Annotated in this window: 21 protein-coding genes; 10 read left to right on the forward strand and 11 right to left on the reverse strand. The window is 68.4% G+C overall.

The features are described 5' to 3' along the window. Positions 1–3: 3 nt before the first annotated feature. From ABD210_RS02460 to ABD210_RS02490, 7 genes are all read left to right on the forward strand, one after another. Positions 4–1,290 carry an ABC transporter substrate-binding protein gene (locus ABD210_RS02460; protein ID WP_344108159.1) on the forward strand — a complete coding sequence of 429 codons (1,287 nt, stop codon included), beginning with the start codon at positions 4–6 and terminating at the stop codon, positions 1,288–1,290. After that, positions 1,287–2,219 (forward strand): carbohydrate ABC transporter permease, encoded by a 933-nt coding sequence (locus tag ABD210_RS02465; protein WP_344108161.1) that lies wholly within the window; start codon positions 1,287–1,289, stop codon positions 2,217–2,219. The genes ABD210_RS02460 and ABD210_RS02465 overlap by 4 nt, the downstream gene beginning before the upstream one ends. After that, on the forward strand, positions 2,216–3,034 hold the full coding sequence (locus ABD210_RS02470; RefSeq protein ID WP_344108163.1) for a carbohydrate ABC transporter permease: 819 nt from the start codon (positions 2,216–2,218) through the stop codon (positions 3,032–3,034). The genes ABD210_RS02465 and ABD210_RS02470 overlap by 4 nt, the downstream gene beginning before the upstream one ends. Before the next feature lie 113 nt (positions 3,035–3,147). After that, positions 3,148–3,342, forward strand: coding sequence for a hypothetical protein (locus ABD210_RS02475; protein WP_344108165.1), 195 nt, complete (start codon positions 3,148–3,150; stop codon positions 3,340–3,342). A 23-nt stretch (positions 3,343–3,365) separates the two neighbouring features. Continuing rightward, entirely contained in the window at positions 3,366–4,718 is a 1,353-nt protein-coding gene (locus ABD210_RS02480) for a flotillin family protein (RefSeq protein ID WP_344108167.1), read from the forward strand. Positions 4,719–4,867: 149 nt separating this feature from the next. Continuing rightward, positions 4,868–5,653, forward strand: a complete 786-nt coding sequence (locus ABD210_RS02485) for a M23 family metallopeptidase (RefSeq protein WP_344108169.1) — start codon at positions 4,868–4,870, stop codon at positions 5,651–5,653. Between the two features lie 113 nt (positions 5,654–5,766). Further along, positions 5,767–6,612, forward strand: coding sequence for a glycosyltransferase family 2 protein (locus ABD210_RS02490; protein ID WP_344108171.1), 846 nt, complete (start codon positions 5,767–5,769; stop codon positions 6,610–6,612). Here the strand turns inward: ABD210_RS02490 and ABD210_RS02495 are convergent. The 5 genes from ABD210_RS02495 to ffh form a co-directional block, all read right to left on the reverse strand. Then, positions 6,609–7,994: an N-acetylmuramoyl-L-alanine amidase gene (locus tag ABD210_RS02495; protein ID WP_344108173.1), complete on the reverse strand. Its 1,386-nt coding sequence runs from the start codon at positions 7,992–7,994 to the stop codon at positions 6,609–6,611. The genes ABD210_RS02490 and ABD210_RS02495 overlap by 4 nt on opposite strands. Before the next feature lie 172 nt (positions 7,995–8,166). Beyond that, positions 8,167–9,252, reverse strand: a complete 1,086-nt coding sequence (locus ABD210_RS02500; RefSeq protein WP_344108175.1) for an amidohydrolase family protein — start codon at positions 9,250–9,252, stop codon at positions 8,167–8,169. A gap of 25 nt (positions 9,253–9,277) precedes the next feature. Beyond that, complete coding sequence (locus ABD210_RS02505; RefSeq protein WP_344108177.1) at positions 9,278–10,414, reverse strand: lytic transglycosylase domain-containing protein; 1,137 nt, start codon at positions 10,412–10,414, stop codon at positions 9,278–9,280. A gap of 353 nt (positions 10,415–10,767) precedes the next feature. Continuing rightward, on the reverse strand, positions 10,768–12,159 hold the full coding sequence (locus ABD210_RS02510) for a lytic murein transglycosylase (protein WP_344108179.1): 1,392 nt from the start codon (positions 12,157–12,159) through the stop codon (positions 10,768–10,770). Between the two features lie 254 nt (positions 12,160–12,413). Beyond that, positions 12,414–13,976, reverse strand: a complete 1,563-nt coding sequence (gene ffh / locus ABD210_RS02515) for a signal recognition particle protein (protein ID WP_344108181.1) — start codon at positions 13,974–13,976, stop codon at positions 12,414–12,416. Between the two features lie 196 nt (positions 13,977–14,172). Between ffh and ABD210_RS02520 the strand changes: the two genes are divergently transcribed. Both ABD210_RS02520 and ABD210_RS02525 read left to right on the forward strand, forming a co-directional pair. Then, positions 14,173–14,613 carry a hypothetical protein gene (locus ABD210_RS02520; protein ID WP_344108183.1) on the forward strand — a complete coding sequence of 147 codons (441 nt, stop codon included), beginning with the start codon at positions 14,173–14,175 and terminating at the stop codon, positions 14,611–14,613. A 3-nt stretch (positions 14,614–14,616) separates the two neighbouring features. Then, the gene (locus ABD210_RS02525; RefSeq protein WP_344108186.1) at positions 14,617–15,810 is read left to right on the forward strand and encodes a hypothetical protein; all 1,194 of its coding nucleotides are present in this window, start codon (positions 14,617–14,619) and stop codon (positions 15,808–15,810) included. A 355-nt stretch (positions 15,811–16,165) separates the two neighbouring features. Here the strand turns inward: ABD210_RS02525 and ABD210_RS02530 are convergent, their stop codons facing one another. Genes ABD210_RS02530 through ABD210_RS02545 form a run of 4 tightly spaced genes read right to left on the reverse strand, consistent with a single transcriptional unit; the run spans position 16,166 to position 21,205 of the window. Beyond that, the gene (locus tag ABD210_RS02530; RefSeq protein WP_344108189.1) at positions 16,166–17,209 is read right to left on the reverse strand and encodes a DUF2332 domain-containing protein; all 1,044 of its coding nucleotides are present in this window, start codon (positions 17,207–17,209) and stop codon (positions 16,166–16,168) included. A 10-nt stretch (positions 17,210–17,219) separates the two neighbouring features. Continuing rightward, on the reverse strand, positions 17,220–19,484 hold the full coding sequence (locus tag ABD210_RS02535; RefSeq protein ID WP_344108191.1) for a [protein-PII] uridylyltransferase: 2,265 nt from the start codon (positions 19,482–19,484) through the stop codon (positions 17,220–17,222). Continuing rightward, positions 19,485–19,823 (reverse strand): P-II family nitrogen regulator, encoded by a 339-nt coding sequence (locus tag ABD210_RS02540; protein ID WP_344108194.1) that lies wholly within the window; start codon positions 19,821–19,823, stop codon positions 19,485–19,487. It lies immediately after the preceding gene. After that, on the reverse strand, positions 19,820–21,205 hold the full coding sequence (locus tag ABD210_RS02545) for an ammonium transporter (protein WP_344108196.1): 1,386 nt from the start codon (positions 21,203–21,205) through the stop codon (positions 19,820–19,822). The genes ABD210_RS02540 and ABD210_RS02545 overlap by 4 nt, the downstream gene beginning before the upstream one ends. A 214-nt stretch (positions 21,206–21,419) precedes the next feature. On the opposite strand from ABD210_RS02545, the gene ABD210_RS02550 reads away from it, so the two are divergent. Continuing rightward, positions 21,420–22,019, forward strand: a complete 600-nt coding sequence (locus ABD210_RS02550) for a TetR/AcrR family transcriptional regulator (protein ID WP_344108198.1) — start codon at positions 21,420–21,422, stop codon at positions 22,017–22,019. A gap of 25 nt (positions 22,020–22,044) precedes the next feature. Here ABD210_RS02550 and ABD210_RS02555 read toward each other — a convergent pair whose 3' ends face one another. Together ABD210_RS02555 and ABD210_RS02560 are read right to left on the reverse strand one after the other, a co-directional pair. Then, positions 22,045–23,304 (reverse strand): hypothetical protein, encoded by a 1,260-nt coding sequence (locus ABD210_RS02555; RefSeq protein ID WP_344108200.1) that lies wholly within the window; start codon positions 23,302–23,304, stop codon positions 22,045–22,047. After that, complete coding sequence (locus tag ABD210_RS02560; RefSeq protein ID WP_344108202.1) at positions 23,301–23,762, reverse strand: sigma factor-like helix-turn-helix DNA-binding protein; 462 nt, start codon at positions 23,760–23,762, stop codon at positions 23,301–23,303. The genes ABD210_RS02555 and ABD210_RS02560 overlap by 4 nt, the downstream gene beginning before the upstream one ends. Between the last annotated feature and the right edge of the window lie 111 nt (positions 23,763–23,873).

Here is a 23,873-nt window from a genome sequence, read left to right on the forward strand (position 1 = left end):
AACATGGAGCTCTCACGTCGCACGCTGATCGCCGGGGGCTTCGCCGCCATGCTCGGCAGCACCGTCGCCGGCTGCTCGTCCAGCATGGACACCGGATCCACCAAGAAGAACGCGACCGGCAACATCGCCTTGTGGTGCTGGCCGGGCGGCCTGGGCAAGACCGTGCTCGACGACACCATCGCGCATTTCCCCGACCAGCACCTCAAGTACTCCGAGATCGGCGGCGACTTCAAGCAGAAGCTGCTGACCACCTTCAACGGCGGTACCTCGATCCCCGACATCACCGGTGTGAAAGGCGAGGACATCGCCTCGATCCTGCCCCAGGCGAACCGGTTCGTGGATCTGAAGACGGTCGGCGCGGACTCGATCCTGGGCGACTACCTGGAGTGGAAGGTCAAGCAGGCCACCACCCTGGACGGCAAGGTGATCGGGATCCCGATCGACATCGGCCCGACCGCGCTCTACTACCGCGAGGACATCTTCACCGCCGGCGGACTGCCGGGCGACCCGGCGAAGGTCGCGGACCAGCTGAAGACCTGGGAGGACTTCCTCGCCGCCGGGCTGGAACTGAAGAAGGCGAACCCGAAGGCGCTGATCGTCTCCGACGCGACCGACATGTACGGCCTGATCGTCAACCAGGGCACCGATCGCTACATCGACAAGGACAACAAGTTCATCGGCGACCAGGACCATATTCGCCGGGCCTGGGACCTCGCGGTCAAGGCGATCAGCACCAAGGTCGACGCGAAGACCCTCGGCGGTACGCCGGACTGGAACGCGGGGCTCGACCAGGGCACGGTGCCCGCCCTCACCGGCGCCGCGTGGGTGGCGCTCGACGTGAAGGCGGCCTGCAAGACCAGCACCGGCAAGTGGAAACTCGCCCCGACGCCCAGCGGCCCGGCGAACTTCGGCGGCTCGTTCCTCACCATCACCAGGAACGCCGCGGACCCGGCCGCCGCCTTCGAGGTGATCAAGTACATGCTCAGCGCTGACAACGAGGCGAAGGCCTTCGCCGACGCGCAGATCTTCCCGGCCACGCCGGCCGCCTACGACAAGCCGCAACTGAAGGCGGCCGACCCCTTCTTCGGCGGGCAGGTGCCGATCGACGTGTTCGGCCCGGCCGCGAAGAACATCCCGATCGCCTACGAGGCGCCCCTCGACGCCGCGGTCGGCGCGCCGTACGCGACTGCTCTCAAGACCGTTCAGTCGGGCAGCAAGTCCTCGGACGCGGCCTGGAAGGACGCGGTCTCGCAGGCGAAGCAGATCGGCAAGCGTCAGGGCGTGCAGTGACGCTCACGGCGACCCCACCCAAGGCCCGAGCCAGTACGCCGAAGCAGGCGCGCAGGCGGTCCGTCTGGTCGTACTGGCGGTTCTACCTCGCGCTGTCGCCGTTCTACGTCCTGTTCGCGGTGTTCGGGCTCTACCCGGTCGCGTCCACCATCCTGCTGGCCTTCCAGAAGTGGGACGGGCTCGGCCCGCGGCAGCTGGTGGGGCTGCAGAACTTCCGGTTCCTGGTCCAGGACAGCACGTTCTGGTTGTCGCTGTGGAACACGATCGTGCTGTTCGTCATGTCGACCGCGCCGACGTTGTGCCTGGCCCTGGTGCTGGCGGTGATGCTGCACTCGGCGGTGCGGTTCAAGGGCGTCTACCGGATCGCGTACTTCATCCCGAACATCACCTCGCTGGTGGCGACCGCGATCTTCTTCGCCGCGGTGTTCAGTACGAACTTCGGGCTGGTCAACGCCGGGCTGCGGGCACTCGGGCTGCCGACCGAGGACTGGCTCGGGCAACCGTGGGGCATCAAGATCGCGATCTCCACGATGATCGTGTGGCAATGGACCGGCTACAACACGATCATCTACCTGGCCGGCCTGCAGGCGATCCCGACCGAGCAGTACGAGGCGGCGAAGGTGGACGGCGCTGGGCCGTTCCGGACGTTCTTCTCGATCACGCTGCCGCAACTGCGGCCGGTCGTGTTGTTCACGGTCGTCATCTCGACCATCGGCGGGCTGCAGACCTTCACCGAACCGCAGGTGATGGTCGGTAACAGCGGCGGCACCGGCCAGAGCGGCCTCACCGTCGTCATGTACTTCTACAACCAGGCCTTCGGCGCGAACGACTACGGCTATGCCGCAGCTGTTGCCCTCAGCATCTTCATGCTCGTGTTGTTGTTCACGGCAATCAACTGGCGGCTGTTCCGCGGCAGGAGGACGCCATGAAGTGGCGCGGGATCGTGCTGCACTCCCTGCTGACGGTGGCCGGATTGGTCTGCCTGTTCCCGTTCTTCTGGACACTGGTGATGGCGACCAACACGACCGCCGACATCTACCGGTTCCCGCCGAAGTTCAGCTTCGGGTCGCAGTTCGACGACAACGTCCGGCAGGTGCTGGCGAACGTGGCGTTCTTCCAGTCGATGGGCAACACCGTGATCGTGGCCGTGTCGACCACCGCGCTGGTGCTGTTCTTCGACTCGCTCGCCGCCTTCACGTTCGCGAAGTTCCGGTTCCCGGGGCGCAATGCGTTGTTCGTGATCCTGCTGGCGACGATGCTGCTGCCCGCCCAACTGGCCGCCGTACCGCAGTTCCAGACCATGGCCGCGTTCGGCTGGGTCGGGTCGCTGAAGGCGTTGATCATCCCGGGAGCGGCCAACGCGTTCGGGATCTTCTGGCTTCGGCAGTACTTCCAGAACTCCATCCACGACGAACTCGTGGAGGCGGCCACGCTGGACGGGTGCGGCTTCCTCGGCGTCTATCGGCATGTGGCGCTGCCGTCGGCGCGGCCGGCGCTGGCGTTCCTCGGCATCTTCACCTTCGTTGCCTCGTGGAATGACTACCTGTGGCCGCTGATCGTGCTGACCGACCCGGACCACCTCACCCTGCAGGTGGCGCTGTCGCAGTTGAACCGCAGCCACGGCGTCGACTACAGCATGGTGATGACCGGCGCGCTGATGGCGATGGTGCCGCTGGTGGTCGTCTTCATCGTCTTCGCCCGGCAGTTCATCAAGGGAGCCACCGAGGGCGCGATCCGCGGCTGACCACCCCCTCCACCCCGGCCGCCGTGGCCCCCTGCCGCGGCGGCCGGACCTGTCCGCGGCGACGGCTAGGCTGCAGGAACTGAAGTGGTTCTGGCTGCGTCGGAGGGGGCGTCATGGTTGGCAAGCGAGGACGCGTGATCGGCCGGATCGCACCGGGAATCGTCGGCGAGGTGATGCTGCCGGTCCGCGGTGCCACCGAGGCCTTCTACGCTTACCCCGCGGCCGACGAGGTGATCGAGGTGGGCACGCCTGTAGTGGTGGTCGACTTCGACCCGCCGCGCACGGTCTACGTCGCCCGCGCCTTCTGAACCACTTGTTCCCTGGAGGGGAAATGCTCTGGACGTACCTCATCACCGGCGCCGTCGCGCTGGTGATTCTGCTGCTCCTGTTCCGGATGGTCTGGCGGGTAGCCGAGCCGAACGAGGCGCTGATCATCTCCGGCCTCGGCGCGCACTCGAGCCAGGAGCAGATCAACGAGACGCTCGGCTTCAAGATCGTCGTCGGCCGCGGCACCGCGGTGCTGCCCGGCTTCCAGACCGTACGGCGGCTGCCGCTCGACATCCGGGCGACTCCCCTGACCGTCACCTGTGTCTCCAGTCAGGGGATTCCCCTGCACATCAAGGGCGTCACGGCGTACAAGGTCGGTGACGACTACGGCTCGATCGCGAACGCGGCCCGGCGGTTCCTGGAGCAGAGCGACGAGCAGGTGATGTCCACCATCCACGAGCTCTTCGCAGGTCACCTGCGCGCGATCGTCGGTTCCACCACGGTCGAGGAGATGCTGCACGACCGGGAGACGCTGACCACCAACATCCGCGGCTCGCTGGCCGGCGACATGGAGAAGCTCGGCCTGGTGGTCGACTCCCTGCAGATCCAGGAGATCGACGACGAGTCCGGCTACATCCGCAACCTCGGCCGTCCACAGGCCGCGGCGGTCGAGGCGGCCGCGCGGATCGCGCAGGCCGAGCGGGACCGGGAGGCCACCGAGCGCGAGCAGGTCGCCGCCGCTGCCAAGGCCGCCGCGGTGCGGCAGAGCTCGATCGCCCAGGCCGGCTACCAGGCCGAGGTGGACCAGGCGAACTCCAAGGCGTCCCAGTCCGGCCCGCTGGCCGAGGCGCTGGCCCGCCAGGAAGTCGTGGTCGCCGAGACCGAGACCGCGAAGCTGAACGCCTCGCTGGCCGAGAAGCAGCTCGAGTCGAGCGTGCTGAAACCGGCCGATGCGGAGGCTTACAAGCAGCGCACGCTCGCACAGGCCGCCCGGGACGCGCAGATCGCGGCCGCCGAGGCCCAGGCCCGGGAGGTCACCCTGCGCGGTGAAGCCCAGGCGAAGGCGACCGAGCTGAACGGTAAGGCGGAGGCGCTCGCGGTCCAGGCGAAGGCGATGGCCGAGGCGGCCGGTATCAAGGCGCGCGCCGAGGCGCTGGCCACGAACACCGACGCGGTCGTCGCACAGCAGCTGGCCGAGGCCTACCCGGAGATCGTCCGGGCGGCCGCCAGCTCCTTCGAGAAGGTCGGCAACATGGTCGTGCTGAATGGTGCCCAAGGCATCGAAGACACCCTGGTGAAGACCATCACCATGGGTGGCTCGGGCTTCGCGCTGGCCAAGCAGCTGATCGATTCGCTCAGCAGCAACGGCAAGACGCCGACGCTGGAGGCCGTGCCAGACGAGATCACCCCGGCCTGACGCAAGGCACTATTCGACCGTAGGTTAATCATTGACGGTCGGCCCGTCTGATTTGTTCCTTACTCACTTCCGGTGCGCTAGCTTGATGCCATCACTCCAGGCGTTACGGGTATCACCGCCCGTGACCGGTCGCGTAGGGACTGATCATCGTGCCGCTCAGACGATTCCTCGCTGTCCTCGCCTCGCTCCTGGTCGGTGCCGCCACTTTGGTGGCGGTACCGACCGAGGCGATGGCCGCTCCCAACTTCAAGGCCCCGTTCCCCTGTGGGCAACGCTGGACCTACGACCACCACTCGGCCGAGGTCCGCCGCGCGCTCGACTTCGTTCGCGCCGACGGCGGAGTCACCAACGGGACTCCGGTGCTCGCCTCAGCAGCCGGTACGGCGTACCGGTTCTCGCAGCCCAGCGGCGCCGGCAACTACATCGCCATCGAGCACGGCGGCGGCTGGAAGACGTACTACTTCCACCTCTCGGCGTACTCCGTCGCCAACGGCCAGCAGGTCTCCCAGGGCCAGCAGATCGGCGTCACCGGCAGCACCGGCAACTCGTCCGGGCCGCACATCCACTACGAGCAACTGCTCAACGGGGTCGGCCAGAACATCGTCATCAACGGTTCCGCACTGGCTTACCCGGGCTCGTACAACCAGTACTACCTGACCAGCGACAACGGTTGCGGCGGCGGTACCGGTGGAGCCTTCATGACCTGGGGATCCGGCATCCGGGTCCGCGCGGACGCCCGGCTGAACGCGGCCGTGGTGACCACCCTGGCCGGTCCGACCTCGGTCTGGGTGACCTGCCAGAAGCAGGGTGACACAGTGACCGCCGAGGGATACACGAACAACTGGTGGTCCAAGCTGCGCGACCAGGGCGGCTTCATCAGCAACATCTACATCGACAACCCAGCAGCACAGCTGCCAGGCGTACCTGTCTGCTGACAGCGCTGGCCCCGGATCTCCTTGCCGCAAGGGGATCCGGGGCCCGCTGCTGTCTGGCCGGTTTATCGGGTTCAGCGATGGGCACCGCTGGCGCCGGAGACGGGAGGCCGGCGATGGCGGTTCGGCAGGTGACCACCGTCGTGATCAGCCGGAACCGTAGGGCGGAGGTGCTGCGGAGCCTGGCCTATCACGACGACCCGGTGATCCTGGTCGACAACGGTTCCGACGACGCCACCGCCGATGCCGTCGAGCGGCTGTTTCCCTACGTCCGCGTGGTTCGGCTGGGCGCGAATCTCGGCGCGCCGGCGCGGAACATAGGCGTCCGGCGCGCGACGACGCCGTACGTGGCGTTCGCCGACGACGACTCGTGGTGGGCGCCGGGCGCGTTGGCGGGCGCCGCTGCCCTGCTCGACGAACATCCACGGGTCGGGCTGCTCGCTGCCCGCATCCTGCTCGGCCGCGACAACACCGAAGATCCGCTGTGCCGGCTGATGGCCGAGTCCCCCCTCGACGCCGCCGGCGATGCTCCCGGCAAAGCGGTTCTCGGGTTCGCGGCCTGCGGCGCGGTCGTGCGCCGGGAGGCGTTCCTGGCCGTGGGCGGATTCGACCCGGTGGTGTTCTTCGCCGGGGAGGAGGACCGGGTGGCAGTGGATCTGGCGGCCGCCGGCTGGCAACTGCGCTATGTCCCGGAGCTGGTCGTGCACCACCACCCGTCCAAGGTCAGGCAGACCGACACGGCCCGCCGGACACGCATCACTCGCAACGCGCTCCTCACGACGGTGATGCGTCGACCGTGGCCAGTCGTTGCCCGTCAGTTGTCTGAGGCAGGCCTCGACACCCTGGCCGCGGCCCTGCCCAGGTTGCCTGCTGCCCTCGCCCGGCGTCGTCGCCTACCTGCCTGGCTGGAGTTGGAGGTCCGAGAGCTCGAGGCCTGGCGCCCCCCGACCGCCGCGGCCTAGGTGCAGATCGGTACGCCGGGCAGCTGCGCCGCCGGGTGGTCGATGTAGATGTTGGTCATGTAGCCGCCCTGGTCGCGCAGCTTGGACCACCAGTTGTTGGTGGTGCCCTCGGCGGTCACCGGGTCCCCCTGCTTCTGGCAGACCACGAACACCTGCGTCGGGCCGGCGAGCGTGGCGACGATCGGCGCGGTCACCTTGGCGTCCGACCGGACCCGTACGCCGCTCCCGTACGTGGTGAAGTTGTACGTCGGCGGGTTCGGGTTGCCACCGTTGACCAGCTGCATGTAGTAGTTCCAGTTCCAGTTCGGCCCTGGATCCGTGTGGTCGTTGCCCGGGACCTCGTTGTGACCGACGATGTGCGCCCGATCCTTGGGGATCCCGCGCCGCTCGGCGATGTTCTTGGTCAGCACGGCCGAGGCCCGGTACATGGCGTCGGTGAACCACGACGGCTGGTCCACGAATCCCTCGTGCTCGATGCCGATCGTGTACGGGTTCGCGCTGCGGACATGCCAGGCGGTGTCCTTCTCGGCCACCATCTGGGTGATCTGCCCGTCGCTGGACCGGACCACGTAGTGCGCGCTCACCTGGGCCGACGCGTTCTTGAACCAGCTGATCGTGCCGGCGTACGAGCCTTGCGTCACGTGGATGACGATGGTGCTGACGGCACTCGTCCGGCCGACGCTGTAGTTACTGGCGCTGGCCGGGTTCCAGATCGCGCCGGGGTAGTCCGCCGCCGCGAGCGAGGCCTTCGTCCGGGTGCCGAGCGGCGCCACGTTCGCGTAGCTGCCGCGGTCCGGGTTCACCTGCTTGGGCGCTGACGTGACCCCCTCGGCGCCGACACCCAGACCGATGATCCGGTAGACCTCGTCGGTGTAGAGCCGCGCGGTCGGGCCGTCGGCGGAGTGCGGGTACTGCGCGACCACCGTGTACCACTTGGCCAGGTCCTTGCGGGCGGACCCCTGCAGCCCGGCCTTGTCGGCGTACGAGTCCAGCACGGCGGCGGCGCCGATGATGTTCGAGCCGGAGTCCTTGGCGAGTTTCTCGACCGGCAGCCCGGTCAGCTTGGCCGCCTCGGACATGGTCGGGTTGGTGGGGTTGCCGGCCAGATGCATCACGCCGTAGCCGTTGTCCTGGCTCGGCAGTCCGTCGTGGCCGTCGAGGTGGGACTCGGCGTATCCGATGCCGACCAGCACCTCCCGGGGTACGTCGTACCTGGTGGCCGCGGTCTCGAAGGCCTTGGCGAGTTCACCAGGCATTGCGGAGCCGATCGGCTCGGGCGGTTGGGCGGCGCTGCTGGGGAGCGCTCCGCTCAGCGCGATCGCGCCAGCGGCTGCGGCGGCCAGCACCGCGGTCAGTCTGGGTACTCGGGCGGTCTTACCCATCGGGGTTGTTCCTTCCCTGCGACGTCCGCCGCGCCTCCCGCGACGTCCGTCCCACCGAGGGGCGTCGGCGGGTGCGCCACACGCTAGGGCAATTTCTTCCGTCTAGACCAGTACCTAGGTGAATATTTCCCGTCACAGACTGAAATTAGCCGGTCACTGTTCGACGACACTGTCAGCGCTTGACGATACGGCCGCGGAGGACTATCAGCTGCGGATGAACCAGTACTGCGGGGTTGGCGCGCGGGTCCTCGGAGTACACGACGAGGTCGGCCGGGGCGCCAGGCGCCAGCTCGCCGGGGACGCCGAGCCACTCGCGGGCTGCCCAGGAACCGGCTGCCAGGGCTTGCTCGCCGGTCATGCCGATCGTGGTCAGCGCCTGGATCTCTTCAGCAACCAGCCCGTGGCCGAGGACGCCACCCGCATCCGTGCCCGCGAATACGGGCACCCCGGCCTCGACAGCCGCGCGCAGGGTCTCCCGTCTCCCGTCGTACAAGTCGCGCATGTGCGCGGCGTACACCGGGAACTTCTCGGCCGCCTGATCGGCGTACTGCGGGAAGTTCTCGAGCTGGATGATCGTCGGCACGACGGCGACACCTGCCGCGGCCATCCGGTCGAGCATGCCGGGCAGGAGGCCGGTGCCGTGTTCGATGCAGTCGATCCCGGCGGCCAGCAGATCCGGCAGCGCGTGCTCGCCGAAGACGTGCGCGGTGACCCGGACGCCGAGTTCGTGGGCGCGGGCGATCGCAGCCGTCAAGGTCTCCGCGGGCCAGCAGGGAGTGAGGTCGCCGGCGTCGCGGTCGATCCAGTCGCCGACGAGCTTGACCCAGCCGTCGCCGCGGCGAGCCTCCTGCTCGACGTACGCGACCAGTTCGTGGGGCTCGATCTCCCAGCCGTAGTTGCGGATATACCGCTTCGAGCGGGCGATGTGGCGACCGGCCCGGATGATCTTCGGCAGGTCCTCGCGGTCGTCGATCCAGCGGGTGTCGGTGGGTGCGCCGGCGTCGCGGACCAGCAGGGCGCCGGCGTCGCGGTCGGCGATCGCCTGCTGCTCCTGGGTCTCGGGATCGACCGCGCCCCGCTGATCCAGGCCGATGTGGCAGTGCGCGTCGACCAGGCCGGGCACGATCCAGCCGCCGGTGCTGACGGTGATGACGTCAGCAGCGGCGGGCCGGTCGACGACCAGCCCGCCGCTGAGGTGGATCTCCTGCTGCTCACCGGCCGGCAGCACCGTGCCGGTGAGCCTGATTACGTCGGACATACCGCCGACCGTAACCGCAGAGGCGTCAGCCGTGCGAGCCGCTGCCCTGGGTGCAAGGAGTGGGGTTCGTCTCGGCCGCGCACGGCGACCCGCTCGGGGTGTCCGACGGCGTCGGGGTCGGGGTGTCCGACGGGGTCGGAGTCGGCGGGTCGGACGGCGTCGGCGTGTCCGACGGGGTCGGCGTCGGCGTGTCCGTCGGCGGGTGCGTCGGCTTGGTCGGACGAGTGGTCGGGGTCTGGATCGGGTCCGGGATGCTCGGCTTGGCCGTCGTTGTCGGCTTCGTCGGCTTCGTCGCGGTGCCCGGCTTCGGGTCGTCCGGCACGTCCGGAACGGCCCGCGGGTCGACCTTGCGCTCGGCGTTGCCGGCCGCCTTCGGGGCGGACAGGTTGCCCTTCGCGTTCGGGATGAGCACCGCGCTCTTGCTGTAGACGCGCATCCAGCGCAGCACCGTGGCCACGAAGTCCTTGGAGTGCTGGTACCGCAGCAGGGACGCGACCAGGTCCCGCGGGCGCTTCAGGTCGTCGCCCTCGGAGCACAGGTAGACCGCGACCGTGGTGACCGCGTCGTACACGTTGTTCGGGTTGCGGAAGCCGTCACCGTTGCCGTCGGCGCCGAACTCGTCCCACACGCCCGGGATGATCTGCATCGGGCCGACCGCGCGGTCCCAGACGAGGTCGCTGTCGTAACGGCCCTTGTCGGTGTCCTTGATCCGGCCGGTGCCGCCCTTGCCGTTCAGCACGGGACCGAGCAGCTTGCCGCGGGTCGTGCCGGCCACGTCGACCCGGCCACCGCTCGCATGGTTCGACTCGGCCTTGCCGATGCCGGCCAGGAGCGGCCAGGTGAGCCCACAGTTGGGGCGGACCACGGCGAGATTCGCAGTGGCCCGGCGGTAGGCGGGGAAGACCCCGCGGGGGATGCCGTTGACGGCATCGGGTCGTCCCGGCCGGACCACGGACCGGCCGTCGGTCGCGCCCTGCACGGGCACATCGGCACGGGCGGGCTTGTCAGATCCGATCCGGCCGTCCACTCCAGGACGCTGCGGGACGATCATGGTCAGTTCGTCGAATTCACCACTGTTCAGCCCGGCCCCAGGCGATGGGGCGACCGGGCTGTCCGCCGCGAGTTGACCGGAGGCACCGGTCCCTCCCGAGGCGACTGTCACGATGGCCCCCACCAGGAGGGGGGCCGTGCACAGTGAAGCGATGATTATTTTGACCCGACGGTTACCACTACGGGTTAGGCGCATAGTTCCCACAACGACCCACACGCCAGAAAGTTACCGAAGTACGACGGAAAGTTACCTGACCCGATAACACCCTGTGAGAAGGCACCCGTACTGCGCTCAACCCCGCGCCAGGCAGCTCCCCGAAAGGCCGGGGCCCGGTCCCTGGAAACGGGTCTTGAGGTGACTCCGGCCCAGGCGTGACCCTAGCTGAGGAAACCGCTAGTGCGTTCGGCCCGACGAGCAGGTGGTTATCAGAGCCAGTCTGCCGAGCTCTGGGGGCTTCAACTGCATCAGGGTGTTGCCGAGGGAGTAGTGGTCACCGACGCCGAGAGCGGGCTGCTGCCCGCGGCCGAGGACTGACTGGCCGGCGCCGGGGTGCACGTCGGGGTGGGGACCGGAGCAGGCGGCGGCCCGGTCGGATCGCACGGCGGAAGCGCAGCTGGCGGCGTGTCCGACGGCGTCGCTGGCGGGGTGGTCGCCGGCGAGCTGGTGGTGTTCGCCGGAGGCGTGGTCGACGTCGAAGGATCCGGTGGTGTCGAGCTCGGCGGGGGCGCCGTCGGTGTGGGCGTTGTCGCCGGCGGCCTGGGGCTCGACGTAACGGTGACCGGCGGCTTCGGGCTCGGCGACGTGGGCTTCGTAGTCGGCGACTGGGGCGGCGTCGAATTGGTGGTCGAGCTCGGCGGCTTCCCCGGCGTGGTCGACGTCGGCTGACTCGGCGCGGTCGTCGGGTTGCTTGTGGCCGCGGAGGTCGGGTCCGAACCGGTCCTGTCGCCCGGGATCGGGGTGTTGTCCTTCTGGACGTTGCCCTGATCGCCGGCGGGCGGCGCGATCGTGCCCGGGGTGTCCGGGATCGTCACGGTGGACTTGCTGTACGACTGCATCCACCGGAGCACCGTGGACACGTAGTCCATGGAGTGGTTGTACCTGAGCACGGCCTGGACCAGACCCTGCGGGTTGCTCAGGTCGGAGCCGCCGGCGCACAGGTAGTCCCCCGCCGCGCGGGTCGCGTCGAAGATGTTGTGCGGGTCCTTGACCCCATCACCGTTGCCGTCGGCCCCGAAGGCGGCCCAACTGCCCGGGATGAACTGCATCGGACCGACCGCCCGGTCCCATTGGGTGTTCCCGTCGTACCGGCCCTGGTCGGTGTCACTGATCGCCGCCATACCTGGCCCACCGTCGAGCACCGGGCCGAGGATCTTGCCGCGGGTGTTGCCGGCCGCGTCGACCCGACCGCCGCTCGCGTGGGCGGACTCGACCTTGCCGATCCCGGCCAGCAGCGGCCAGGTGATGTGGCAGGCCGGCTTGGCCGCGGCGAGGTCGTTCGCCGCCTTCTGGTACGCGGCGAGCACAGTGCCGGGAATGCCGGAGGCGTCTCCACTGACTCCTGCTATCACCGACTGTGTCGGGTTGACGGCACCCGTGATGGGAACGTCGATCGACGAGCGCTTCTCGGTTCCGACGCTGCCGTCGACGCCCGGCTGGGTCGGTACGTCGGTCGCCAGGCCGTCGAACACCGAGTCCTGCCGAGGCTGGGTCAACGCGTGCGCATCCACCACGAACTGGTTGGACGGAACACCGCCGGCGATGAAGATCGCGACCATGGCGGCGGGCGGCGCAAGGCAGATCCACGTCGCGGTCAACTTGCCCCGCCACGTGTCCAGATCCTTGAACTGCTGCCTCATCGAACCGTCCCCCAACGTTCCGCAGTACTCGTGTCGCTTCGGGCGTTGTCACGATCTTAGCGGCCGGATCGTTTTGGGCAACCAGTTCCGGAGTGCCCAAAAGTGAGGGGATCGAGTAACGAACGGTCAGCGGGCCGTCGCGCACCGCTCCATTCACGCCTGAACAGAACAGTTCCTGAACTGTCGATGACGCCGCGCCGAACACGAGCAGTTACCTCGAGCGGGCCCGTTGGGGGCGGCCTCGCGCGGGTAGGTCACTTCGGGCCGAGCAGGTTCTTCAGCTCGTCGGGCAGCTCGAAACCGTCGGCGCCGGCTCCGGCGCCACCGCCGAAGGCTGCGGGCAGCTGACCGGGCTGCGGGGCGGCCGGCTCACCGGACCCCTGGTTGGCCCGCTTGGCAGGGTTGCCAGAGCCACGCTTGGCCTTGCCCTTCTTGACCTGCTTCGCCCTCTTGCCGCCGCCCATGCCCGGCATTCCGGGCATTCCCGGCAGCCCTGGCATGCCCTTGCCCGACGCCATCGCGGACATCATCTTGCGGGCCTCGAAGAACCGCTCGACCAGACCGCTGACGGTGGCCACCTCGGTGCCCGAGCCCTTCGCGATCCGGGCCCGCCGGGAGCCGTTGATGATGTTCGGGTCGGTGCGCTCGGCCGGCGTCATCGAGTGGATGACCGCCTCGATCCGGTCGATCTCGCGCTCGTCGAAGTTCTCCAGCTGGTCCTTGAACTGGGCCGCGCCAGGCAGCATGCCGAAGATCTTGGTCAGCGGACCCATCTTGCGGACCGACTGCATCTGGGCGAGGAAGTCGTCCAGGGTGAAGTCCTTGCCGCCCTTCTTCTGCAGCTTGGCGGCGGTCTTGGCCGCCTCCTCCGCGTCGAAGGACTGCTCGGCCTTCTCGATCAGGCTCATCACGTCGCCCATGCCGAGGATGCGTGAGGCCATCCGGTCGGGGTGGAAGACGTCGAAGTCCTCGAGCTTCTCGCCGTTCGAGGCGAACATCACCTGGCGGCCGGTGACCTGCGCGATCGACAGCGCGGCGCCACCGCGGGCGTCGCCGTCCAGCTTGGCCAGCACCACGCCGTCGAAGCCGACGCCGTCGAGGAAGGCCTGCGCGGTGTTGACCGCGTCCTGGCCGATCATCGCGTCGACGACGAACAGGATCTCGTCCGGGGTGACCGCGTCGCGGATGTCCGCGGCCTGCTTCATCAGCTCCTCGTCGACACCCAGCCGGCCGGCCGTGTCGACGATGACCACGCTGTGCTGCTTGGTCCGCGCCTCTTCCATCGCCTGCCGCGCGACCTCGACCGGGTCACCGACTCCGTTGCCTGGCTCGGGAGCGAACACCGGCACTCCGGCCCGCTCACCGACGACCTGCAGCTGGGTGACAGCGTTCGGGCGCTGCAGGTCGGCCGCGACCAGCATCGGGGTCTGGTGCTTGCTCTCCTTCAGCCACTTCGCGAGCTTCCCGGCGAGCGTGGTCTTACCGGCGCCCTGCAGACCGGCCAGCATGATCACGGTCGGCGGCCGCTTGGCGAACCGCAGTTCCCGGGTCTCACCACCGAGGATCCGAACGAGTTCCTCGTTGACGATCTTGATGACCTGCTGCGCCGGGTTCAGCCCGCCGCGCACCTCGGCACCGCCGGCCCGTTCCTTGACCGCGGCGATGAACTCCTTCACCACCGGCAGCGCGACATCCGCCTCCAGCAGCGCGATCCGGATCTCGCGCGCGGTCGCGTCGATGTCGGCGTCGGTCAGCTTGCCCTTGCCGCGCAGGTTCTTGAACGCGGCGGAGAGGCGGTCGGAAAGCGTGTCGAACACGAGAGGACAGTCCGTTTCTTTCGGTGGAGCAGATGGTCGCCCCAACAGACCCGGGCAACTCGACGAGTCTACCGGCCCTCCGCACCACCCACCCCGCCCAGTAGCAACCGCGCTCCGTGTGGATAACCACCGACGGCCCGCTCGCCAGCTGGATATCGTGACTTTCAGTAGGCAGCACGATCACCGAGGAGACCCCATGCCGCTGGATCTGGCCGAGTTCAACACGGCCTTCTCACGCGCCCGCGACAAGGTGCGCAACCAGGACGGCACCGACGTTGCGGCAGAGCAGGAGAAGCTGCGCGCGCTGGTCCCGGACGACGCCTCAGAACATGACCGCACCTGGACGAAGACCCTGATCGACCGCCTGGCCGACCCGCCACCACCACCCAGGCAATGGAGCGCGCTCTACCACGAGGCGGGCAAGGTCCACGCCAACGCGTATCCCGATGGGGGCACCGTCGAAGAGCAAATCGCCGCCCTGGAGGAAGCCCGCCGCAAAATCTGGGAGATCGCCGACCGAGCCGCCGAGGATGAAGCCCCGCACATCCGCGCGATGACCCGAGTTCTGGAGCACATCGAGAACGAACTGCGCGACCCGACTTGGCCGTTGGAGGACCCACCCGGACAGGCCCACTAGCCGATGCGCGACGGTGACCGGCCGGTCCCGCGCGACTCAGCCGTCTACCGCGAATTCGCGCGGCTGTATCGACTGGCTCGAAGTATTCGGCCTACCCCGGTCGACCGTTGGAGCGGCGATCTCTACGCCACCACCACGAAGGTCGCTTGGGGCAGCTTTGACCCGAGGACCGGCGATATGCGGATGTCTGAAGCATTCGTGCTCCAGCACCTGAGTCCTTCATCCCCGGCCTCCATTCAGGACGAACAGGCGCAGGCGCTGGCAACGGTTCTGCACGAGGCAACCCATGCTGGGATGCAGACCGACGCGCCTGACGAGCCCAACGCCGTACGAACTCTCCACGCGCGGGGCGCGATGGAAGGGTTCGCGGAGCTTCGGGCCATGAACGACTTCGAGGTCTTCACGGTCAACGCGGGCTATCCGGGGCTGCGGCCGGGTGAGCCGCAATACCCGGGTGCATACGCGGCGATGAACAGTCTGGTGACGCAGGTGTCGGGTCCGGCCAAGGATCGCTACGCGTTTCTCGCGGAGGCGACTGGCGGCCCCGCGGCCATGCACTTCGATCAGCTGGCAGACGGCGTGGTGAGGAATCGGTTGCCGGAGGTGGTTGCCGATCGTGAGCAGGATCGGCGGGCGGTGCGGGCCGTGCTGATCCAGGCGATGCTGCATCCCCACTGGCCGACCTTGCACCAGAGCTCGACTGCTGCGGGAGAGCTTGCAGCCGAGGACATTCGTCTCAGCCTGAACGCCAAGGTCGACGAGATCTGCCGCCACTACCGGGCCCACCCGGCCCAGACTTTCCCCGCCGACTCCCCCGCGCCCGAAGCGGCACGCACGCTGACGCTCGAAGGGGCACGGACGCTGACGCCCGAAGTCAGCTCTGCGGCGACCCGGGATCGGACGCACCGACCCAGCACGCTTGCCCAAAGCAACGACTTCGGCGCTGTGGCCCCACCGGATCACATCCGCCGAGATCGTGGCACTTCGGCGACTTTCGACACAGCTGGCACTAGCACGGTGTCGGGGGCGGACGGGCTCGATGTGATGCGGTTCTTGAGTGGGCAGGCGCCGGCCTGGGAGGCGGCTAGCGGGAGACCGTCGCTCGGGGAGGGCTCGCGGCGCGATGGTCTGCACAGTCCTGGGAGGTGGCAGCCGCCGAAAACGCGCCATGGGCCGACGGACCACGGGCGCGACTGAAAGCGGCTGCATCCGGGAGGTAGGGGCGTCGGAGGCCACCATCCACACCCTGCGCCTCAGGCGTCAGGCGTCAGGCGTCAGGCGTCAGGCGTCAGGCGTCAGGCGTCAGGCGTCAGGCGTCAGGCGTCAGGCGTCAGGCGTCAGGCGTGACATAAGCAGACGCTATCTGGCTCTGTCATCCCTTCCACCCTTCCATCGCAACCCGGCGAAGTTGATTTGGTGATCGGGCCGCCGGTCGGTGACATCAGCAGCCACCGCCTGGTGTTGTCAGCACGAAGCCCTTCGCGGTTCACCCGATGAATCCCTTGCGTCCGAAGGGCTGAGGGTCCGGCCCCGCGCGCCTTCGGACGCAACCTCATTCCCAGACGGCGGGTAGGCCGTGGGGTTCGGCGTGACCCAGGATTCGGGTCACTCCAGTCGGCCAGACCTGGAGGACGATGAGGAACTCGTGCGGCGAGTCCGCAGTACGGCGCATCGGTTCGAGGCAGAGGCGGGCCAGCGGAGCCGTCGGGGCGGCCTGGGCTCCGAGGGCGGCGATCATTTCGTCGGCGCCGACTTGTTCCTCGGGTGTGAGGTACTGCCACATCGCCGAGTGCCAGATGACCGTGACGTGCCCCTCTGCCAGTTCGACGCCGCGGAGGAACGACAGCGCGTCTTCCCGGCGTACGTCGGCCGGCACCTTCCGGGCGACCTCCAGCGCGCCGCGGAGGCGGTCGAGCCGGGCCAACATGTCGGGCCAGATGTACGACGTGAGTGTGAGCGCGCCGTCCTCGCTGAGAGGGTTCACCGGGGCGATGTCGCTGCCGATCCGCTCGACGATCCGCAGGTCCGGCGCCGGGGTGATCGGCCTGCCGGACCAGGCATCGGTGAACTGCACGGGGCTGTCGGCGGGGCCGAAGCCGGTCCCGTCGGCGAGGTTGTACCGGAACTGGTCGGCGCGCAGGTTGAGCCCGCCGCTCGTGCCGATCTCGAACAGCCGCACCGGCAGGGGCACCGACTCGGCCAGACGCAGCAGGCCGCCATACAACGCAGTGGAGCGACCTACCTCGTTCGTCTGCGGCGGCTGGGTCAGCAGGCTGCGCAGTTCGGGGCCGCGCGCCTGCAGGACCTGCTCGAACGCCTCCCAACCGAGCACCGGGTCCCACTCGCCGCCGACACTCGGGTAGAACGCGGCAAGCTCCGGTGCTTCCCCAGCGAGAACTAGTCGGTGCACCGAGCCCAGCAAACGCAGGGCAAGCGCCGAGGGGCCGGGCTCGGCCTCGTACCCGGCGAGGACCTTGGTGGACACCCCGCCGAGCTCGTAGTCGTCCACGATCCGCCGCAGCAGATCGGCGTACAGGGGTGAGCCCAGATCCTCACAAGCCGCAGCCTGGAGTTGGAAAGCCTCTACAAGATCCACACCCAAGACCCTAGAAGGTCAGGCGATCCAGCACGGACTTGGCCGTCGTTAGGGCGTCTTCGTCCTCCAGGGGAGAGCCGTCGCTGTCGGTCAGGTAGAAGACGTCCACGCACTCCGCACCGAGCGTGCTCACGTGGGCTGAGCGGATGTCAGCACCTGTCGAAGCAATAGCCGCTGTGACGTCGTAGAGCAGGCCGGGACGGTCATGAGCTCGCACCTGCAACACAGTGGCGGTCTCGGATGCGTCCGGCAGCAGATCCACGCGACTAGCGACCTTCTGCTTTACGGCAGACGAGTCCCGCGCGGCCAAGCGGCGTACTAGATCGCTGTCGTCCCGCAGAGCCACAGCAAGCCGGTCGCGCAGCCGCACGGGATCCGGCGGAGAACCAGCGACCGACCACTGCGAGATGCCCAGCCCTTCGACCGAAGTGATCACAGCAGACCGTACTGCGAGTCGCTCGACCGCCAGTACTCCGGCAACCGTCGACAGGGTTCCCACCTGATCAGGCACGGCGACATTCACTCGCAGATCGCCGAGGTGTTCCGTGACGGTCACCCCAAGCCGTCCCACGCCGACCACCTGGTGCAACTGCGGCACTGGGATGGGCGGAGCCTCGGTCCACAGCCCGGCGCCTCCCCCGGACAGTTCACCCCGCACTCGACGGGACAGCTCACCCACGAGCCGCATCCGCCAAGGCGAGGACGCAGCGGGCCCCGCAGCGCGGGCATCGGCGTAGGTGAGAGCTTCCAGCAGGTCGAGCGTGTCCGTCTCTCCGACTATGCCCGTGACCAGTTCCACCGTCATCGGGTCGTCCAGATCCCGCCGGGTGGCTACTTGGCCGAGCATGAGGTGCTGCCGCACCAACAACGCAATCGTGTCGACATCAGCGGAAGCAAAACCCAGTCGGCGAGCAACCTTGGCGGCAATCACGGCACCGGTGACGCTGTGATCGCCTTCGACCGCCTTGCCCAGGTCGTGCGCCAGCGCGGCGACCAGCAGCAGGTCCGGGCGCCGCACGTCGCGAACCATCTTCGACGCCTCGACGCAGGTCTCCAGCAGATGCCGGTCGACGGTGTACCGGTGCACCGCGGACTGAGGCGGCCTGAACCGCACGGTGTCCCACTCGGGCATCAGCCGCGAGATGTAGCCGGCCTGGTCCAGTGCTTCCCAGACCTCGAGCAGACCCGGCCCTGCACCAAGCAGCGCGCAGATCAGCCGCCGGGCCTCACCAGGCCACGGCTCTGGCAGGGCTGCGGCGTCATTGGCGAGCCGGGAACACACCGCAGGCGACAGCACCAGCTCCCTGTCCGCGGCAACGGCCGCAGCACGCAGACCGAGTACAGCATCGCGCTCCGGCCGGGCATCAGGCATCAGGACGACCTCGCCCTCGTGCTGCCCGACGCCTTCGTCCAGTGCGAGCAGCAGCGGACCACCACTGCGGTGACGACGACGCGAACGTGGCGGCCGCGACACCAGGCTCTCGACGCGTCGCCACGACACGTCGCACACGTGGGCCAAGGTCCGCCCGGTGGAGTACACATGCCGCAACAGCTCGTCGCGATCCGCCATACCAAGCCCGGTGGCGACCTCCCCGGCCACATCAGCGACCAGCCGGTCCGTGGCGCGACCAGCGACCGTGTGCAGCTCGTCGCGGATGTTCAGCAGGTCAAGCCGGGCTCGCTCGACCACTGGATGCGGTACGTCGACCAGCCACGAGGCCACCAGCGCCCGGAGAACCACGGCATCCCGCAGCCCGCCGTACGCCTCCTTCAAGTCAGGTTCGGCCAGGTGCGCAAGCTCCCCGACCGTGTTCGCGCGGTCCCGGCAGGCCTGGGCCAACGCCGGCAGCCGCGTCTTCGCCGTACGGCGCCAGTCGGCCATCAGCACGGACCGCAGTTGCAGTGTGAGGAGAGAGTCCCCGGCCACATGCCGCGCGTCCAGCAGGCCCAGCGCGACCCGTACGTCGTCCGCGGCCTGCTGCTGGGCCTCGGCGACCGTCCGGACGCTGTGGTCCAACCGGGTCCGGGAATCCCAGAGGGGATACCAGATCTTCGCTGCCAGCTCGTCCACCCGTGGGTACCCCTCGACGTGCACGAGCATCACGTCGAGATCGCTGTAAGGCGACAGCTCCTCCCTGCCGTAGCCGCCTACCGCGACTAGCGCGACGCCCTCGGTGGGAACACCGAGGGCGTCACAGGCTTGCGAGAGGAGCAGGTGCAGCAGCGCGTCGGCTTCCTCGGCACGAGCGCGCCGCTGCTCTGCTCGATCAACCATCTAGAGGGCGTCTCCGTCGACCTCACCGGTGCGGACCCGGACGATTGTCTCTACGGGAACCACCCAGACTTTGCCATCACCGATCTTGCCGGTCTGCGCGGCCTTCACGATCACGTCCACCACCTCGGTGGCGTCACCGTCCTCGACCACGACCTCGAGCCGGACCTTCGGAACCAGGTCCACCTCGTACTCCGCGCCGCGGTAGACCTCGGTGTGGCCCTTCTGCCGGCCGTAGCCGCTCGCCTCGGTGACCGTCATACCGGCCACCCCGAACGTCTCCAGCGCGGCCCGGACGTCTTCCAGCTTGTGCGGCTTGATCACCGCGGTGATCGCCTTCATACCTTCGCGCCTTCCTTCTCAGTGGACTCGGTCTCCTCGACCTCGCCCGGCTCCGCCGTGCGTACCACGGTGCTGTGACCGCGCAGGCCCGAGCCCGCGGCCAGGAAGTCGTACGCCGTCTCGGCGTGCTCGACCTGGTCGACACCGGTGACCTCGTCGTCCTCCGGCAGCCTGAAGCCGATCGTCTTGTCGATGACCTTGCCCAGGATGAAGGCCACTGTGAAGGAGTACACACCGACGGCCAGGTTGGCCAGCGCCTGCTTGCCGAGCTGGCTCGCACCGCCACCGTAGAACAGCCCGTTCACCGCGGACGGGGCCGCCGCCGTACCCAGGAAGCCGATCGCGAGCGAGCCGAACAGACCGCCGACCAGGTGCACGCCGACCACGTCGAGCGAGTCGTCGAAGCCGAGCTTGTACTTCAGGGAGACCGCGAAGGCGCAGATCGCACCCGCCAGCACACCGAGGATGATCGCGCCGACCGGCGTGACCGCGCCACAGGACGGGGTGATCGCGACCAGACCGGCGACCGCGCCGGAGGCCATGCCCAGCGTGGTGGCCTTACCGTGCCGGATCCGTTCCACGATCAGCCAGCCGATCACGGCGGCCGCCGTGGCGACCTGGGTGTTCACGAACGTGACCGCGGCGGTGGTGCCCGCGCTCAGCGCGGAGCCGGCGTTGAAGCCGAACCAGCCGAACCACAGCAGACCGGCGCCGAGGATGACCAGCGGCAGGCTGTGCGGCCGCATCGGGTCCTTGCGCCACCCCACCCGGCGCCCGAGGACCAGGGCCAGTGCGAGGGCGGCGGCACCGGCGTTCACGTGGACCGCCGTACCACCCGCGAAGTCGATCGCTTTCAGTTTGTCGCCGATCCAGCCGCCGTTGCCGTCGTCCAGGAACCAGACCGAGTGCGCGACCGGGAAGTACACCAGGCACGTCCAGCCCACGACGAACGCGATCCAGCCACGGAAGGTGGCCCGGTCGGCGATGGCACCGGAGATCAGCGCCGGGGTGATGATCGCGAACATCAACTGGAAGGCCACGAAGGCGAGCGTCGGGATGGTCCCGCTGACCGCGTCGGGCGCGATCAGGCCCTTCAGTCCGGCCGCCGAGAAGTCACCGATCACGTGCCCGGTGTCACCGGTGAAGGTCAGCGAGAAGCCGACCACCACCCACAAAATGGTGACGACGGCGATGGTGATGGCGCTCATCATCATCATGTTCAGCACGCTCTTCACGCGCACCATGCCGCCGTAGAAGAAAGCCAGTCCCGGTGTCATCAAGAACACCAGGGCGGCACTTGCCAAGACCCAGGCGGTATCGCCGGCGTTGATCTCCATCAACGTCATCCCTTCCATCGATCTGGGGGTGGCCCGCGTCCTCATCAGGGGGACTCCACAACGCCGGGAAGCCCGCGCACGGCCACACCGCAAACGGTGTCGGCGCGCCGTTTCAGCCGATCGGTCCTCATGTTTCGGGAATGTGACAAAGCGCCTCCCCAAGTGACATCCAGGTGACATCGGCCGACCTGTGGCACTCTGGCCTGACCACACAGGCCGCGGCCGCGCCACCGCGCCTGTCCTAGCTGGGGACGAAGAAATGGGGACGACGAGCGGGGAGCGACCGCGCCGCGGCAGGCCACGGGATCCGGACGCAGAGCCCAGGATCCGCCGGTACGCCGTGCAGCTGTTGCTGGCGCGCGGATTCGACGGGATGACGGTGGACGACGTCGCCGAGGCGGCGGGCGTGGGCAAGGCCACGATCTACCGGCGGTGGGCCAGCAAGGAAGAACTGGCCAACGACGCGATGACCGAGCTGTTCGACATCGAGATCCCCGATGCGGACACCGGCTCGATCGCGGGCGACCTGCGGCAGGTCTATCTGGCGGCCCTGCAGTTCGTGAACAGCAAGGAGGGCGTGGCGCTGGTCCGCCTCGCCGTCTCGGAGGCGAACCGGGACGAGCGGTTCGCCGCCTTCTACCGAGCCTTCCTCCAGAAGCGGATCGTGCTGACCGCTGCGGCGCTGGATCGGGCCCGGCAGCGCGGTGAACCGATCCGGGCGACAGCGGACCCGGTCCTGATGGTGCAGTGGGTCGCGGGTGTGCTGGTCCTGCGCGCCCTCACCGGTGAAGCCATGCCCACGCCGGAGGCGGCCGATGACCTGGTCGCCATGACGATGAGGTCAATCGTTCTCGAATAGCCGGCTCGAGCCGCTACAGCCCGCGTCAGCCCCGGATGCCGGGCCCGAGAGCGACCCTGCTCACCTCGAGCTCGGTCACCCGGCGGACCTTGCCGGTGCTCAGCTCCCAGCTGATCACCCAGCCTTGCACCTGCACCAGGACGGTGTTGTCGTCGAACCAGCCGAGCACGAAGCAACAACCTGGCTCGCGAACAATCTCCGGCGCGGCCGGCCCAGGCGTCGGCGGCGGAGTAGCTGACGGGGTCTCGCCCAGGACAAGCAGTCGGCTGGGCCGATTCGGCTGGGCGGAGATGGCTGCCACCATCTGCGGGCGGGATGCCGCGGTCACCACCTGCGGCAGCCGGCTCGAGACGAGCAGGCGCGCGGCAGTATTGCCACCGGTGAAGGTCTGCCCGACCCACGCCTCCGCCGGCAGTTCAGGTTTGGCGGTCAAGAACCAACCGCCGTTCATGGCGTAACGCAACAGCTGCACCTGCCCCACGCCGCCACCGAGCCTGTACGGCGCTGTCACCGCGTCCGGGTCAGAGCTGGGATCCAGTTCGGTGACACTGCGTTCGCCGAAGCCGCCCTGGCCTGTCAAGATCCGATAGGCAACGTCCGGTCCGCCCAACAGCAGGCGATCGCTGTCCGGCAGCCAACTCACGCTGCGGATGTCCTGCGCCGGCACGTTGAACCGCTGGACACCCGCATTTGTAGCGTCCACCACGATCACGGCTCCGTGCTGCGGAAAGGCGACGAACCTTCCGTTCGGCGAGACCGCTCCCGCACTCAGTGGTGGGCCGGTGTTGATCTCAGTGAGCTGTACGTCCGCTCGCGCCCAGCGACCGTTCTTGCCAAGCAGCAGCGGCTCGAACGGGCCGGGCGGGTCCGACAGCACCACGGCCGCGATCTGGTCGAGCGGTTCGTCCTGCAAGGCGGCCGGGTCGTTCGGCAGCCGCAACGAGTCGCCCAGCGGTGTGGCAACCCGGTCCAGGTATGCCTCGCTCCCGCTGGGAGGCGCGATCCAGAAGTCGAGGCCTGCGATCTGCCCGGTCGGCGGGATCTGGCCGGTCAGCACGGAAGGCAGCGTGGTCGGCGGTGAGATTCCGGCCCGGCCACCGCCGAATCCGGCGACGAGCGCGGCGACCACGGCGATCAGCACCACCAACACCAGTGCGGCGACCGTACTGCGTCGTCTCCTCCGCCGGATGTCCACACCACCGGCCCAGGCGGCGTCCGCCAGGTCCGGCTCAGGCAGGCGATCCGCTGCTTGGCCCAGGAGCGTCTTGACGTCCTCGCGTCTCACCCCCAGTCCCTCCGCGTCACGTCACGCCAGTCCCCAGTGCCCAGCTCGAGGCGGAACCGGCTCAGCGCCGTCTGCCCGTGCCCGTGCACTGCCGCATGCGACATCCCCAGTACGTCGGCTACTTCGAACTCAGTGAGCTCCTCGAAGTGCAACAACACGAGAACCGCGCGCTGGGTGGAGGTGAGAGCTGCCAAAGCCGCCTTGGCCGGGTGGTCGTCCTCGTCCAGCAGCGGCTTGATCCGGGACCAGCGCGACAGGGCCGCGTCGTACAGCAGGCGCTGCACGAACGCGTCCGGGTCGTCCACCTTGCCCCAGCGCAGGGACAGTTTCGTGAAGGCGTGCAGAAGCTCCTGCTCGGCCCGCTCCAGATCGCCGTACACAAGGTAAGCCGACTGGAGCCACCTGCCTTGCCGCGCATCGACGTACGAGGCGAATTCTGGGTCGACCGTGTCGCGCATCCACCCTCCCACCCCTATTCAACTCCTCAACCACTCCGCGCGGCCACTGCCAGCCGGGTCTCTTCCGTAGGTAGTAGTCTTCGCGGGCCTGTCACGAACGAGAGGACCTCC

The organism is Kribbella alba (assembly GCF_039529635.1).
Lineage (GTDB): Bacteria > Actinomycetota > Actinomycetes > Propionibacteriales > Kribbellaceae > Kribbella > Kribbella alba.